The sequence below is a fragment of the Lysobacter sp. P5_B9 genome (genome assembly GCF_054049835.1).
This window is the reverse complement of the sequence record NZ_JBFULP010000001.1, coordinates 513,974-529,129: the sequence shown is the minus strand read 5'-3', so window position 1 is coordinate 529,129 and position 15,156 is coordinate 513,974. Positions and strand designations below refer to the sequence as shown.

At 67.1% G+C, this 15,156-nt stretch carries 13 protein-coding genes; 3 read left to right on the top strand and 10 right to left on the bottom strand.

Annotated elements, in window-relative coordinates; translation table 11 throughout:
- Positions 1–70: 70 nt before the first annotated feature.
- The 6 genes from rfbD to ACXJJ9_RS02420 form a co-directional block, all read right to left on the bottom strand.
- The gene (gene rfbD, locus ACXJJ9_RS02445) at positions 71–967 is read right to left on the bottom strand and encodes a dTDP-4-dehydrorhamnose reductase (RefSeq protein WP_457095676.1); all 897 of its coding nucleotides are present in this window, start codon (positions 965–967) and stop codon (positions 71–73) included.
- Between the two features lie 5 nt (positions 968–972).
- The gene (rfbC, locus tag ACXJJ9_RS02440) at positions 973–1,530 is read right to left on the bottom strand and encodes a dTDP-4-dehydrorhamnose 3,5-epimerase (protein WP_310051518.1); all 558 of its coding nucleotides are present in this window, start codon (positions 1,528–1,530) and stop codon (positions 973–975) included.
- Entirely contained in the window at positions 1,527–2,414 is an 888-nt protein-coding gene (rfbA, locus tag ACXJJ9_RS02435) for a glucose-1-phosphate thymidylyltransferase RfbA (protein WP_457095675.1), read from the bottom strand. Before rfbA ends, rfbC begins: the two co-directional genes overlap by 4 nt.
- A gap of 47 nt (positions 2,415–2,461) precedes the next feature.
- On the bottom strand, positions 2,462–3,517 hold the full coding sequence (gene rfbB / locus ACXJJ9_RS02430) for a dTDP-glucose 4,6-dehydratase (RefSeq protein ID WP_457095674.1): 1,056 nt from the start codon (positions 3,515–3,517) through the stop codon (positions 2,462–2,464).
- Positions 3,518–3,591: 74 nt separating this feature from the next.
- On the bottom strand, positions 3,592–4,089 hold the full coding sequence (locus tag ACXJJ9_RS02425) for a single-stranded DNA-binding protein (RefSeq protein ID WP_457095673.1): 498 nt from the start codon (positions 4,087–4,089) through the stop codon (positions 3,592–3,594).
- A 283-nt stretch (positions 4,090–4,372) separates the two neighbouring features.
- On the bottom strand, positions 4,373–5,287 hold the full coding sequence (locus ACXJJ9_RS02420; protein WP_457095672.1) for a helix-turn-helix transcriptional regulator: 915 nt from the start codon (positions 5,285–5,287) through the stop codon (positions 4,373–4,375).
- A 364-nt stretch (positions 5,288–5,651) separates the two neighbouring features.
- On the opposite strand from ACXJJ9_RS02420, the gene ACXJJ9_RS02415 reads away from it, so the two are divergent.
- The 3 genes from ACXJJ9_RS02415 to ACXJJ9_RS02405 all read left to right on the top strand — a co-directional run bounded on the left by ACXJJ9_RS02415 (position 5,652) and on the right by ACXJJ9_RS02405 (position 8,645).
- Entirely contained in the window at positions 5,652–6,776 is a 1,125-nt protein-coding gene (locus ACXJJ9_RS02415) for a sensor histidine kinase (RefSeq protein WP_457095671.1), read from the top strand.
- Positions 6,773–7,564 carry a LytR/AlgR family response regulator transcription factor gene (locus tag ACXJJ9_RS02410; protein WP_457095670.1) on the top strand — a complete coding sequence of 264 codons (792 nt, stop codon included), beginning with the start codon at positions 6,773–6,775 and terminating at the stop codon, positions 7,562–7,564. The genes ACXJJ9_RS02415 and ACXJJ9_RS02410 overlap by 4 nt, the downstream gene beginning before the upstream one ends.
- 70 nt (positions 7,565–7,634) lie before the next feature.
- Positions 7,635–8,645 carry a polyprenyl synthetase family protein gene (locus ACXJJ9_RS02405; RefSeq protein ID WP_457095669.1) on the top strand — a complete coding sequence of 337 codons (1,011 nt, stop codon included), beginning with the start codon at positions 7,635–7,637 and terminating at the stop codon, positions 8,643–8,645.
- A 15-nt stretch (positions 8,646–8,660) separates the two neighbouring features.
- Here the strand turns inward: ACXJJ9_RS02405 and ACXJJ9_RS02400 are convergent, their stop codons facing one another.
- From ACXJJ9_RS02400 to ACXJJ9_RS02385, 4 genes are all read right to left on the bottom strand, one after another.
- Positions 8,661–9,470 (bottom strand): dienelactone hydrolase family protein, encoded by an 810-nt coding sequence (locus tag ACXJJ9_RS02400; RefSeq protein ID WP_457095668.1) that lies wholly within the window; start codon positions 9,468–9,470, stop codon positions 8,661–8,663.
- Between the two features lie 151 nt (positions 9,471–9,621).
- Positions 9,622–11,019, bottom strand: a complete 1,398-nt coding sequence (gene murD, locus ACXJJ9_RS02395; protein ID WP_457095667.1) for a UDP-N-acetylmuramoyl-L-alanine--D-glutamate ligase — start codon at positions 11,017–11,019, stop codon at positions 9,622–9,624.
- Positions 11,000–12,361 (bottom strand): UDP-N-acetyl-alpha-D-muramoyl-L-alanyl-L-glutamate epimerase, encoded by a 1,362-nt coding sequence (gene murL / locus ACXJJ9_RS02390; RefSeq protein ID WP_457095666.1) that lies wholly within the window; start codon positions 12,359–12,361, stop codon positions 11,000–11,002. Before murL ends, murD begins: the two co-directional genes overlap by 20 nt.
- A gap of 69 nt (positions 12,362–12,430) precedes the next feature.
- Positions 12,431–15,013, bottom strand: a complete 2,583-nt coding sequence (locus ACXJJ9_RS02385; RefSeq protein WP_457095665.1) for a bifunctional aspartate kinase/diaminopimelate decarboxylase — start codon at positions 15,011–15,013, stop codon at positions 12,431–12,433.
- Positions 15,014–15,156 lie beyond the last annotated feature (143 nt).

Genomic DNA, 15,156 nt, shown 5'->3' with positions numbered 1-15,156 from the left:
CCCTTGCGTCCATTCTCGCGTCCGCGCATGTCACCGCGGACCCCCATTTGAAGCCTAGCATCGCCTTGAACTAGCAGCCATCCGCGGAAAGTGTCCGCGCAAGTGCGGCGCGCCACGCCGGCAACGAAAGACCGTATTCGCGCCGCAACAGTGAGGCATCCATCACGGAATACGCCGGGCGGCGTGCACGGGTCGGATATTCGGCAGTCGTGATCGGCACGACGTTCGGTACACGGCCGATCAATCCGCGTGCATGTGCCTCCGCGAAGATCGCTTCGGCAAAGCCGTGCCAGGTGGTTTCGCCATCGGCGACCAGGTGCCGGATGCCGGATTGCCTGATGCCCTGCCGCAGGACCTCGGCAGTCGCATCGGCGATCAGCCATGCGGGCGTGGGGCAGCCATGCTGGTCGGCGACTACGCGCAGTTCCTCGCGTTCCGCGCCGACCCGCAGCATGGTGCGCAGGAAGTTGCCACCGCGGGTTGCGTAAACCCAGGCAGTACGCAATATCAGGTGCTGGGCACCGCTGGCCTGCACGCCCTGTTCGCCCGCGAGCTTGCTCGCGCCATACACGCCCAGGGGCGCGGTCGGGTGGTCCTCGCGGTAGGGCGCGTGGCCGCTCCCGTCGAAAACATAATCCGTCGAGTAGTGGACGAAGGCCGCGCCGCGCTCAGCGCACAGGCGCGCCAGCTCCGTCGGAGCTTCAGCGTTGGCACGGAACGCGAGCGCGGGTTCGTCCTCCGCGCGATCCACCGCCGTATGCGCGGTCGCGTTGACAATCAGGTCCGGTGCGACGCGGTCGACAAGCGGCGCGAAGGTTTCGAGCGCCTGGATGTCCAGCGCCTCGCACCTTCCGCCGTCGGGCAACTCCCCGCTTCGGGTCGTCACCGTGACCTCGCCCAGCGGCGAGAGGCTGCGCTGCAGTTCGTACCCGACCTGGCCATTGCCTCCAAGCAGCAGGATTTTCATGCCGCTCAGCCCGTATAGACCGGCAATCGTTCTGCCGCCACGTCCGCGAGCAACGGCGCGCGCGAATCCTTGTCCGACAGTTGTGGGTCGCTCACCGGCCAGTCGATGGCCAGCGCCGGATCGTCCCAGCGGATTCCCGCATCGGCCTTGGCGTCATAGGTAGCGGTGCACAGGTAGGTGAACACCGCACGCTCGCTCAGGACCACGAACCCATGGGCAAAGCCTTCCGGAATCCAGAAGTGGCGCTTGTTCTCCGCATTGAGCACGACGGCCGCCCACTTCCCGAACGTCGGCGAGCCGCGGCGGATGTCCACGGCCACGTCCCACACTTCGCCCTCGATGACCGACACATACTTGCCCTGCGGGTTCGGCCACTGGTAGTGCAGACCCCGCAACACTCCCTGGCTGGAAGACGAAACGTTGCCCTGCACGAACTTCGGTTCCAGGCCGTGCGCCGCCAGCTTGTCGCTGTTGAACGACTCGAAGAAATAACCGCGGGCATCGCCGAATACCTGCGGCTCGACCACCACGCAGCCCGGCAGGTCGGTTTCGATGACCTTCATGCGACCGGTCCGTGTTCGAGCATGCTCAGCAGGTACTGGCCGTAGCCGTTCTTGGCCAGCGGCCTGGCGAGTTCGCGCAACTGCGCGCCATCGATCCACTCGTTGAAGTAGGCGATTTCCTCCGGGCAGCACACGCGCAGACCCTGGCGCTTCTCGATCGTCTCGATGTAGCTCGAAGCCTCGACCAGGGATTCATGCGTGCCGGTGTCGAGCCAGGCAAAGCCGCGCCCCATGCGCTCCAGTTGCAGCGAACCGTCCTCGAGGTAGCAGCGGTTGAGATCGGTGATTTCCAGCTCGCCACGCGCGGACGGCTTGAGACCGGCGGCAAAATCCGAGGCACGGCCGTCATAGAAGTACAGGCCGGTGACCGCATAGCTGGACTTGGGCTGTGCCGGCTTTTCCTCGAGGCCCACGACCCTTCCGGACGCGTCGAATTCGGCAACACCATAGCGTTCCGGGTCTTTTACCCAATACCCGAACACGGTCGCGCCATGGTCGCGCGCCGTCGCGCTCCTCAACAGCTGGGTCAACCCGTGTCCGTAGAAGATGTTGTCCCCGAGAACGAGGCAACTGGGTTGCCCGGCGACGAAGTCGCGACCGATCAGGTACGCCTGCGCCAGGCCATCGGGACTGGGCTGTACGGCGTACTCGATCTTCATGCCCCACTGGGAGCCATCGCCGAGCAGGTGCTTGAACAGCGCCTGTTCGTGCGGCGTGTTGATGATCAGCACTTCGCGGATGCCCGCCAGCATGAGCACGCTGAGCGGGTAGTAGATCATTGGCTTGTCGAAGACTGGCAGCAGCTGCTTGCTGATGGCCTGGGTGATCGGATACAGGCGCGTGCCGGAACCTCCGGCGAGGATGATGCCTTTGCGTTGGGTCATGAAATCCACTTCAGTCAATGCACTTCGTTGTGCCGGCAGCGCGACGGTCAGGCCGCGGCGCCGATGCGTTCCAGACGATAGCTTCCGTCCAGCACGCGCTGCACCCAGGGCTGATTGTCCAGGTACCACTCGACCGTGCGGGCCATGCCCTGCTCGAAGGTAACCGTCGGAGCCCAACCGAGTTCGTCCTGCAGTTTGGACGCGTCGATGGCATAGCGGCGGTCGTGGCCCGGACGATCCTTGACGTAGGTAATCAGCGATTCCCGCGCGCGGCCGTCGGCCAGGGGACGCGACTGGTCGAGCAGCGCGCAGATCGTTTTCACCACCACGATGTTCTGGCGCTCGGCGTCGCCGCCGACGTTGTAGGTTTCACCCACGCGCCCGGCTTCGAGTACGCGCCGGATGGCGGCGCAGTGGTCGCCCACGTAGAGCCAGTCGCGCACGTTGAGGCCGTCGCCGTAGACCGGCAGCGGTTCGCCAGCGAGCGCCTTGGCGATCACCAGCGGGATGAGCTTCTCCGGGAACTGATAGGGACCGTAGTTGTTGGAACAGTTGGTCGTCAGGACCGGCAGGCCGTAGGTATGGTGGAAGGCGCGCACCAGGTGGTCGGACGCAGCCTTCGATGCGGAATACGGGGAATTCGGCGCATACGGCGTGGTTTCGGTGAACTTGCCGGTGTCGCCCAGCGAACCGTAGACCTCGTCGGTGGAGACATGCAGGAAGCGGAAGGCATCGCGTGCCGGCGCATCGAGCGATTTCCAGTAATCGCGGGTTTTTTCCAGCAGGGCCAGCGTGCCGAGGACGTTGGTCTGTACAAAAGCGGCAGGTCCGTCGATGGAGCGATCGACGTGGCTTTCGGCCGCGAAGTTGATCACGGCGTCGGGACGATGCTCACGCAGCAGGCGTTCGACCAGTGCCGCATCGCCGATGTCCCCCTTGACGAACACGTGGCCCGGGTGGTCGTCGAGCGATGAAAGCGTGTCCAGGTTGCCGGCATACGTCAGTACGTCGAGGTTGATGATGCGAACCCCGCGCTGCACCGCTTCCAGGACGAAATTACCACCAATGAAACCGGCGCCGCCGGTCACAAGCCATGTTGACACTCGAAACTCCTTTTTTGCAGGAACAATCCGCCTATCTGTGCTGCGTCCGCATGATGACGGACGCCTCGCCCGCATCAGAACGGAATGTCGTCATCCGCGAAATCCGTACCGAAATCATTCGACTTGGCCGGCGCCGCCTCGCGGCGCGGCGCGCCACCCTGCGGCTGCGACGGACGCGACTGGCGGGATTCGCCACCGCCACCGCCACCGAACTCACGCTTCGGCGCGCCGCCTTCGGCACGGCCACCGAGCATCTGCATCTCGTCGGCAATGATGTCGGTGGTGTACTTCTCGACGCCATCCTGGCCGGTGTACTTGTCGTATCGGATCGACCCTTCCACGTAGACCTGGCTGCCCTTGCGAAGATACTCGGCGGCGATCTCGCCGAGCTTGCCGAAGAAGGTCACCCGGTGCCATTCGGTGCGTTCCTGGGTATTGCCCTCGCGATCCTTGCGGACGCTGGTGGTGGCCAGGCTGGCCTTGGTGACCGCCATGCCGCCCTGCGTGTACTTGGTCTCCGGATCGTTGCCCAGATTGCCGACCAGGATGACCTTGTTGATGCCACGTGCCATGGGGTTACGGTCCTTTCAGAAGGAGATTCCGCCAGGAATCCCGGGTAGAGGAGATATATGTCCCGTCGCGGCGGCCCAGAGACGCCGGGGGGCAGCGGACAAGTGCAATGACAGTATATCCGGCGCCCTGAGGTCGTCAGGACATGCCGCATGTCCCGGTCGGAAACCCCTGATTTTGCTGGGAACCCGCGGGCCGGAGTCGCCGGGGGCGGCGATCAGCGCGCATGCAAGCGGGGCCGGCGTACTACGCCAGCCCCACCCATGGCTCCGCGTCGGCCCCTGGCTAGCAGGCGGAGGCAGCGACTGGCACGTCCGGATCGCGGGCCAGTGCGGCGACAGCCAGTTGCTGGCGTGACCGCCAGGTGGAAGCGGTTTCCCCGTGCCAGGCTTTGAACTGGCGGGCGAAACTGCAGGGGTCGTGAAAGCCGCAGGCTTCGGCCAACTCGGTGATCGAGAGCTGGCTGTTAAGCAGCAGGTCGCGGGCGCGCTGCATGCGAAGGCGCATCGATGCCTTCTGCAGCGTCTCCTGGTAGACCGCATGGAAGGTCTTGGACAGCCACCAGCTGGAGAAGCGGGTCAGTTCCATCAGGTCCTCGATCCGCAGCATCCGCTGGGGATTGCCCTCGAGACACAGGCGGGCCTTCTGGATGCGGGAGAAGATCCGCGTCTTGCGATGGAACGATCGGCCGGGGCAGCGCTCGATCATGTCCGCGAAGTGGTCCTGGGCCCCCTGCCAGTGCTTGAGCAGCGGCTTCAGGCCGCGCATCACCGCCGCGGCGCCGGCGTCGTTCGGCAGCGATGCGCACTGGCGCCACAGGCGCAAGGCCACGCGCCGCTCATGCAGCGGGACCTCGCCACGGCCGGCGAGCAGGCCGCGGTCGGTGGAATCCAGCGCCCCATGCATCACGTCGGGCGTGAGCATCAGCGCGATGGTCAAACCGCGTTCGTCGGACTGGACCTCGGGCATGGAACCGCGCTCCAGCGCGATCCATTGGCCCGCCCGCAGGACGAAGCTGCCTTCCGCGGCGGTGACCTGCGCAGTGCCACGCAGCTGCAGCCAGAAGGAGAACATCGGCGCTGGTGCGCGCGCCCGCTCCGAGCGGGCCACGGTGGCGAGCCGGAGCGGCATCGCCGCGATTCCCGCCCTGTAAGGGGCCGGTATTCGCGCGTCGTGCGCGGTCACGAAGGTGTCAGGCATGTCAGGCTCCTGATGATCGCTGGCGATACGCATGGATGGAACTGGCGATGTTTGTTGTAGCGCGACATCCACTGAGATGCGCGAGGTATTCGTTGAGTTGCCCGTGGAGCGCGACCAGTGCCGTGAAAATCGACGAAACCGCCTTTTGCGGCGACGAAATTGCCGTCGAGCCCGTCTGGGCGGCCTCATCGGATCGGGCTGGATCGCGGTGCCGGCCACCGCTTCCGGCGACCGGGCCAGACACGCCCGCTTTGACTCCGTGGGCGCGGCGCGCGCAGGCTTGTATCGCGGGTCCATGCCGGGTACACCACCCGGCCTGCGCGACCGCGTGGAAACGATCGTATCCAAGGGCACACGGGCCGCAATGACCAATTCACGCAATTTCCTGCAGACCACGCCCGTTCTGCGCAGGCTCGACCCGCTCGACCGCACCGTTTTCGCGCTCACGCTGGCGGTGTGGGCGATGCATTACGTCATGCGCACCATGCTCGCCCTGATGCCCGGCGACATGCTGGTGGAAACCGGCAGCCTGATGGCGCGTACCGTCGCCAGTTCCATCGGCATCGCCCTGTGCCTCGCGATCCATGTCCTGCTCAGGAAAGTCGACAGCGAACGGCCCTGGCGGCTGCTGGGCTACGCCCTTGCCCTGAGTTTTCCCGCTTGCCTCATGCTCACCGGGGTGGGCGAGTACGTCTTCCGCTACTTCACCGACTACTACACGATGTATCCGGATCGCTGGATGAACCGCTGGGAGTTGAGCGAGACCTACAAGGCCTACCAGTGGAACTTCTTCGCGTGGTGCGCGCTGTATGCGGCCGCGCGCAACGTCGCCGAGGTGCGCCGCCGCGACCAGCAACTGGCCGACGCCCACAGCGCCGCGCAGCAGGCGCAACTGCTCGCGCTGCGCCTGCAGATCAACCCGCATTTCCTCTTCAACACCCTGAACACCCTGGCCGGGCTGATCGTGCTCGGGCGCAATGCCGAGTCGGAGAAGATGGTGCTGAGCCTGTCGCGCTTCCTGCGCTACACGCTCGCGCGTACGCCCTCGCAGCTCACCACGCTGGCGGACGAGATCGGCATGCTCCGGCAATACCTCGAGATCGAGGCCGCGCGCTTTTCCGATCGCCTGAAAGTGACCTGGGACATCCCCGCGGACTGCACCCGCGCGATGGTACCCAGCCTGGTCCTGCTGCCGCTGGTGGAGAACGCACTCAAGTACGGCCTGGGCGGCTCCGAGCGGCCGGTCGAGATCCTCATCCGCGCGCGCCGCGAAGATGGCCATCTGGTTCTTGGCGTCGAAGACGATGGCGGCAGCACCCACGGCAATGCCGGCGGCGGCCTCGGCATCGGCCTGTCCAATGCCCGCCAGCGGCTCGCGGCCCTGTACGGCGATGACGCGCGCCTGGACAGCGGCCCGCTCGAACACGGCTGGCGCAGCGTGATCCGCGTTCCCTGGCAGGCAGACCAGGTGCTGGAAAGCGCTGCGTGATCCGCATCCTCCTTGCCGACGACGAACCCATCGCGCTCGATCGCCTCGAGCTGGCCGTCGCCGGCATTCCCGATGCGGAGCTCGTCGCCAAGGCGCGCAACGGCAAGGAAGCGCTGACCCTCATCCGCGAACTCAAGCCCGACATCGCGGTGCTCGACATCCAGATGCCGGTGAAGGATGGCTTCGCTGCCATCGCCGAGCTCAAGCCGGGCGAGCACCTGCCCGAGATCATCTTCGTCACCGCCTACCAGGAACATGCCGTGCGCGCGTTCGAAGTGCACGCCGTCGACTACCTGCTCAAGCCGGTCTCCTTCGAGCGCTTCCGTGAAGCCGTGCGCCTGGCGCGGGCACGGCTGGAGGCGCGCGCCGCCGAAGTGCGCTTCGACGAACTGCAACACCTGATCGCCAGCCTGCAAGCCGCGGGCAACCCGGAAAACGCGTCGAGCTTTGAGCGCGAATTCTGGGTGCGGACGCGCGACGGCATCGTCCGCGTTCCCGTGGAAACAATCGACGCGATCACCGCCGAAGGCGATTACGTGCTGCTGCATGCCGGTGGCCGGTCGCACCTGCTGAAGGACACGATCAGCTCGCTGGCCACGCGCCTCGATCCGGCCGTCCACCTGCGCGTGCATCGCTCGACGATCGTCAACCTCAAGCAGGTCACCAGCCTGCACCGGCGCGGGCCCAAGGGCATGTCGCTGACACTGGCCTCCGGGGCCGATCACGCGATCGGGCCGAATTACGTCGAAACCGTCCTCAAGGTCGTCAACGCACGCCGCTGGCGCTGACCGCGCAAGGCCGGGCGCGGACTGCCCGTGTACGTGCCCGTATAAATACCTGCCCGTATAATCGCGGCCCATGTCTGCCGATTCCTCCCTGCACCCCGCGACTTCGTCGCTGCCCGACCTGGCCACCATCCAGGCCCTCGCCCGCGACGACATGGCCGCGGTGGATGCCCTGATCCGCCATCGCCTTGCGTCCGACGTCGTGCTGATCAATCAGGTCGCCGAGTACATCGTCGGTGCCGGCGGCAAGCGCCTGCGCCCGATGCTGCTGCTGCTCGCCGCGGGCGCCCTCGGGCACCGCGGCCCGGACGCGCACCAGCTCGCCGCGGTGGTCGAGTTCATCCACACGGCCACCCTGCTGCACGACGACGTCGTCGACGAATCCGACCTGCGCCGCGGCCGCAAGACCGCCAACGCGGTGTGGGGCAATGCCGCCAGCGTGCTGGTGGGCGACTTCCTGTATTCGCGCAGCTTCCAGCTGATGGTCGAACTCGACCGCATGGAAGTCATGCGCATCCTCGCCGACACCACCAACCGCATCGCCGAGGGCGAGGTGTTGCAACTGCTGCACGTGCGCAACCCCGACACGGACGAAACCGCCTACCTGCGCGTGATCGAACGCAAGACCGCGGTGCTGTTCGCCGCGGCGACCCGCCTGGGCGCTCTGCTGTCGGGCGCGGATGCGGCGACCTGCGATGCGCTGCACGACTACGGCCTGAACCTGGGCTACGCCTTCCAGATCGCCGACGACGTGCTCGATTACGCCTCCGACGCGGAGACGCTGGGCAAGAACCTGGGCGACGACCTCGCCGAGGGCAAGGCCACGCTGCCACTGATTCACGCCATGCTGCACAGCGAAGCCGCGACGCGCGAACGCCTGCGCCACGCCGTCGAACACGGCGATACCGGGGCCTTGCCGGAAGTGCTGCAGGCGATCCACGCGACCGGCGGCCTCGATTACAGCCGCCAGTGCGCCTTCGAATACGCAGCCGCCGCCGAACGCGCGCTCGACGGCTTCGCCGACAACGACTACACCGCCGCCTTGCGCGGACTGGCCCGCTACGCGGTCAACCGCGATTACTGATCGCGGCAGCGGCCGTTATTTCCGGGAAACGCGCTCGCGGAAGAAGGCGTGGAGCATCTCGAACGCGCGCCGTGACGAGCGCTCGTCGTAGCGACAGTTGTCCGCCGGGTCCGTGGGCTGGTCTTCCGGCTGCGTGAAGCAGTGGCGCGCGCCGCTGAAGTTCACGAACTGCCAATCGGCGCCGGCCGCATCCATTTCCTGCTCGAAGGCGGCGATCTGGGTGTCCGGCACCGACGTGTCGTCGGCGCCGTTGAGCACCAGCACGGACGCCTTGATGTCGCCTTTCTTCGCCGGCCGATAGCTGTCCAGGTCGCCATGGATGCTGACCACGCCGGCGATATCGGCGCCGCTGCGCGCCAGCTCCAGCGCCACGGAACCGCCGAAGCAGAAGCCGAAGGCACCGATCCGCGCCGGGTCCAGCGGGGCCTTGCCCGCCTGCGCCTTCAACGCCGCCACGGCCGCGGCGGCGCGCCTGCGCAGCGTCACGCCACCGTCGGCGAAGGCTCTCATCACCTGCGCTTTCGCCTCCGTCTTGTCCCGGGGCAGCACGCCCTTGCCGTAGACATCGGCCACCAGCACGACGTAATCGCGGCCGGCGACACCCGCGGCGCGGGCTATGTTGGCCTGCGACATGCCCATCCAGTTCGGCACCATCACCAGACCGGGCCGTGCGGTCGTGCTGGCATCGTCGTAAACCAGCATGCCGCTGAAACTGTCGTTGCCTACCGTCCATTCGACGGGGCGAGTCTGCATCGCGGCGAATGCCGGGGCGAATACCGGGGCAATTCCCATGGCAAGGGCAAGGGTGGCCATCAGCTTGCGCATTGCGTCATCTCCTGGGGTCCGTCGCAGGTAGCGGATGGCGCAGCCTACGCTGCGGGCCGGCACCATCGTGTAGCCCCGCGATCTTGCCATCGTGGTGCGGGTGGGCACCCCGCGCATGTTGGCCGTTCGGACGTGCGACGCGGCTGTTGCGTCAGCCGATGCCCAATCCCGGAATCGCGCTGATCCCGTCGGGATCGAAACCCGCGAGTTCGGCGAAATGGCGGCCGCGTGCGACATAGTCGCGGTAGGCACCGAAGCTGGGCGCACCCGGCGACAACAGCACCACCCCGTCGCCCGCGAGCACGGCCCTGGCCTGTTGCATGGCATCGGCGAGATCGGTAGCGGCGCTCAGCGCGAAGCCGCCTTCGCCTGCGACTGCTGCAAGCAGGTCATGGATGCGCGGGCCGTTCTGGCCCATCGTGATGATGGCCAACGGCGCGGAACGGCGCATCGCCGCGACGAACTCTTCCCAAGGCAGGCCGCGGTCGTGGCCGCCCACGAGGAGCGCCACGCGCCGGCCGCGGAATACGTCCAGGGCCGCGAGGCTGGCGTGCGGCGTGGTGCTGATCGAATCGTTGACGTAGGTGATTCCGTCCCGCGTACCGATGGTCTGCAGGCGATGGGGCAGCGGCTTGAAGCTGGCGGCGTGCGGGGCGAGCGCGACGGCGTCCAGTCCCAGCGCTTCGATCGCGGTCAATACCGCACACAGGTTGCCGCGGTTGTGGCGGCCGGGCAGCGGCAGCGCGATGGTGTCCATCACGAACTCGTCGCCGCGATACAGCGCGTCTTCACGCAGGTGCCAGCCATCGCTGCGACCGAACCAGCGGATCGCGCTGTCGGGCAGCTGCAGGGCCGAAAGGATCGGATCACTGGCGTTGAGCACCGCGATGCGCGGCTTCGCCTCGGTCAGCAGGCGCAGCTTGTCGGCGATGTAGCGCTCGTGCGAGCCGTGCCAGTCGAGGTGCTCGGGAAAGATGTTGAGCGCAATGGCGACGCCGGGCCGTACGCCGCTCGCGGCGACGTCGCCGGTCTGGTAGCTCGACAGTTCGATCGCCCAGTAGTCGGGCGCGGCTTCCGGCTCGATCACCTCCAGCAGCGGCAGGCCGATATTGCCGACCAGCGCGGTCGCGTGGCCGCCAGCGCGCAGCAGGTGCGCCAGCAGCGAGGTCGTCGTGCTCTTGCCCTTGGTTCCGGTCACGCACACCGCGTTGTCGACAAAACCGGCGGCGTCTGCATGCTCGCCGAACCAGAGCGCCGTGCCGCCGAGGAAACACGTGCCCTGCCCCGCCGCCGCGACGGCTTCGGGGCGGTAGGGGCTGATGCCGGGCGACTTGACCACGACATCGAATGTACCCAGCGCATCCGCGTCGGTTTCGACGGACAGGAACGCATCGCCCAGGGCGCGCGCATCCGTCGCCTCGTCGGCATTGCAGACCAGGGTCAACGACAGTTGCGGAAGCCGCGAACGGATCGCGCGATAGGCGGCGCGGCCTTCACGGCCCCAGCCCCACAACGCGACCCTGCGTCCCTCAAGCTGCGAGATGCGCACGCAGGCGATTCCACAGCGCGGCGGGAATGCGCTGCTCTTCGTCGATCACCAGCAGCGGCTCGATGCGCAGTTCCGCGTCGTCGAGCTGCGGGCGGATTTCGCGCGCGAAACGCTCGACCAGCCCATCTTCGCGCCATTCGGGCCGCACGCTCAGCGCGGCCATCGCAGCGCGCGATTCACGGCCCTCGCCGACGCACTCGAACGGCTTGTGGTCCTGGTATTCGAGCAGCGCGTCGTAGCCGGCGGTCTGCGCCGGATCGTCGAGCAGGTTGCGGCCGAAGATGCCGACCAGGCGTGGCTTGGGCATGAACGGCGCTAGCGCGAGGAACACGAAGTGGCACTTCGGGCAAACGCCACACCAGCGGTTGGCCGGGCGCTCGCCGAGGATGTGGAAGTTGCGGTTGCAGCTGCTGAAGTGCGCGTCGTAGCGGTCGGTCCTGGCGAACTGGCGCGCGACGGCCAGCTCGCTGAGCGGACGCAGCAGCGAGTAGTAATGCAGGTCGCTGGCGATCTCGCGCTGCACGTAGTCGCCGAAGGCCGACTCGCAGGCCCAGCCCTTCGACCACTGGTGGTTCACCTCGCCCGTGCCCTCGATCATGCTGCCGTAGCTGGCCGAGCGTTCGTTCGAGAACACCACCTGGTCGACGCCGAGCAGGACCGCGGCGAACACCATGATCGCGGAGTTCAACACGGTGACCGGGATGTGCCCGTTCCACGCGCCTTCGCGGTTGTAGTCGAACAGTTGCGGCGCCAGCGCGCGGCCGAGATTGAGCGTGGGCAGGCCGGTGCGCTCGGCGCAGGCCTTGATCAACTGCGAGCCGCCGATCCAGGTGACGGTCTGCTCGACGCCGAGCGTGCGCAGGGCCTCGATGCTGACCAGCGAATCCTTGCCGCCGCCGATCGCGACCAGCGCATGCTCGCGCAGGCCGAGCGCGGGCGCCGCGGCGCGCGGCTTGGCTTCGCTCGGGAAACGGATCTTGCCGTGCAGGTTCAGGCCGTTGCGGTAGGCGAATTCGCCCAGGCCGTTGACGTAGATCAGTTCCAGCATCGCCGCGGTATCGGCATCGATGGCGTACGACTCGATGCGGATCTCCGGCGGTACCGCAGCTTTGTAGTAGCTCACGCCAGCGATCAGGTGCAGCAGCTGCAGCGCGCGTTCGGCCGCAGCGGCGCGCACTTCGTTCAGCACGAATGGCGCGCCCGGCACGGTGATGGTCTCGATTAGTTCGGGGCCGTCATCGAACGCATACATGAGCTGCGCGACGCCCGTGGCCGCATCGAACGTGCAGCGCACGAAGCGGAAGGCCTTGATCGCGTCGCGTTGGAATTTCCAGTCAGTCATTTCAGAACCATCGTAGGGCGGGCCGCGGCCCGCCGTTGAAACATCATCGCCGTGGCGGGCCAGCCCGCCTTACAGCACGTCCTCGGCCGGCAGGGCCCGCAGGTTGTAGGTATTGGCCATCGCCATGCCGTAGGCGCCGGCGTCGGCGACCAGCAGCACGTCGCCTTCGCTGGTCGACGCGGGCAGCAACCGGCTGCGGCCGAGCACGTCGCCGCTTTCGCAGATCGGTCCGACCACGTCGAACGCGACCATCGCCGGATCCGCCAGCCGCGACAGGTTGTGGATGCCGTGGTACGCCTCGTACATCGCCGGTCGCATCAACGCATTCATGCCTGCATCGCAGCCGACACGGCGAACCCCGTCCTTCTCCACGACCTGGGTCACGCCCAGCAGCAGCACGCCCGCTTCAGCAACCAGGTAACGGCCCGGCTCGATCACGAGGCCGTAGCGCGGATACGCCGCCTTGATTTCGTCCAGGCCCGCGCGCCATGCCACCAGGTCGAAATGCTGCGCGTCCGGCGTGTACGGGATCGGCAGGCCGCCCCCGATATCGACAGTCTCGATGGTGCCCACGTTGTCGGCGAGACCCACCAGGTGCGCGTAAACCTCGCGCCAGTGCCGCGGATCGTCGATGCCGCTGCCCAGGTGCGCGTGCAGGCCGCTGATGCGGATGCCGAGCTTGCGCGCCTCGGCCAGGAAGGCGTCGAAGCGCGCGACCGGCAGGCCGAACTTCGCCGCGACACCGCCCGTCTTCACCTTCTCGTGGTGGCCCTCGCCATGACCGAGGTCGAGGCGCAACCAGATCGTGCGGCCGCGGAAGACTTCCGGCCAGCGCTGCAGCGCCTCCACGTTGTCCAGCGTCACGGTCACGCCGCGCGCGAACGCCGCCTCGTATTCCCGGCGCGGCGCGAAGCTCGGGGTGAACAGCACGCGCTGCGGCGACAGCTCCGGCAGTACGGCAAAGACGTGGTCGAGCTCGGCCTGCGACACGCATTCCAGGCCGAAGCCTTCGTTCGCGAGTGCGTGCAGGACGGCCGGGTTCGGATTGGCCTTGATCGCGTAGAAGCAGCGGTCGATGGCCGATACCGACAGCAAGCCCCGCGCGCGTTCGCGCACCGTGGCGAGGTCGTAGATGTAGCGCGGGGTGCCGGCCTGCGCGTGTTGCAACAGCTGCACACGCGCGCCTGCCCACCACGCCGGTGCGCGCTCGACCTTGCCGTGCGCGATCTCGCGCCAGCTGGGGCCGAATACGCTGTCATCGAGCACCGGCATCGCGCCGCCACGCACGAGTTCGGCGTGCAGCTGCGGCAGCATGCCGTCGGCATCGGCCTCGTCGATGACGAAGGTGAGATTGAGGTCGTTGGACGACTGCGAGATCAGGTGCACGCGTTCGCGGCCGAACGTCGCCCACACGTCGGACAGCTTGTGCAGCAGCGAACGCATGCCGCGACCGACCAGCGTGATCGCCGCGCACGGCGCGATCACCTTGACCCGGCAGATCTCGGCCAGATCGGCACTGAGCGCCTCCAGCACGTTGGACGTGACCAGGTTCTCGCTGGGATCGAGCGAGACGGTGACATTGGTTTCGGACGAGCCGATCAGGTCGACGGAGAGTCCATGGCGCTTGAAGCGCTCGAACACGTCGGCAAGGAAGCCGACCTGCTGCCACATGCCGATGCTTTCCATCGAGACCAGGACAATGCCGTTGCGGCGACTGATGGCTTTCACGCCCGGCACGGTCGCGGCCGAGGCGTCGATGCGCGTGCCCGGCAGGTCGAAGCGCTCCGTGTCGAGGATCGCCATCGGCACGCCCGCGTCGCGGCAGGGCGCGATCGAGCGCGGATGCAGCACCTTGGCACCGGTGGTCGCGATTTCCTGCGCCTCCGCGTAGTCCAGGCGGGTGAGCAGGCGGGCATCGGGCACGTCGCGCGGATTCGCGGTGAACATGCCCGGCACGTCGGTCCAGATCTCGACCCGCCTGGCCTTGAGCAATGCGCCGAAATACGCGGCGGACGTGTCCGAACCACCACGACCCAGGATCGCCGTGCCGCCATCGCCGTGGCGCGCGATGAAGCCCTGCGTGAGCAGCATCGGTGCCTGCTGCCGGGAGAACCGCTCGATGAAACCGGCCTCGCCGTTGTGGCGGCAATTCACCGACAGCCGCTGCGCCCAGGGACTGGCATTGGGCAGCGACACGGCATCGAGCCACTGGCGCGCGTCGCACCAGCCAAAATCGTGGCCCTGGGTGCGCAGGTACGCCGCCCCCAGCGTGGAGGAGAGCAGTTCGCCCTGGGCGAGCACTTCGGCCTGCCAGTCGAGCGTGCGTTCGACTGCACGCGCATCGGTACCAAGCGCCTGCAGCACGGACAGGCGTTCGCCGAGCACCGCCTCGGCATCGAAGCCCAGTTCGGCGCAGAACGCGCGATGGCGCTTGACCAGCGCGGCGATGCGGCCGGCGATGTCGTCGCCATTCGCAATCGCCTGCAACTCGTTGGTCACCCCCGACAATGCCGACACCACCACCAGTACGCGCGCGCCGTCCTCGGCCATGCGTTTCGAGGCGAGGCGTCCAATGGTGTCCCAACGGTTGCGGCGCGATACGGAGGTTCCGCCGAACTTGAGTACTACCCAGGGAGTCGCTCCCGCTGTCACTGATGTGCGTCCTTATGAAGGTGATGAGGAAAGGAAATGTCCGCGCAGGGGCGCCAGCCCCCTAGAATCGCGTCTTTCGGGCCCACTCCGGAAGATCCATCCGCACCGCGAGGCGCGGACCGGCAGGTTCAGCGGTACGAGAC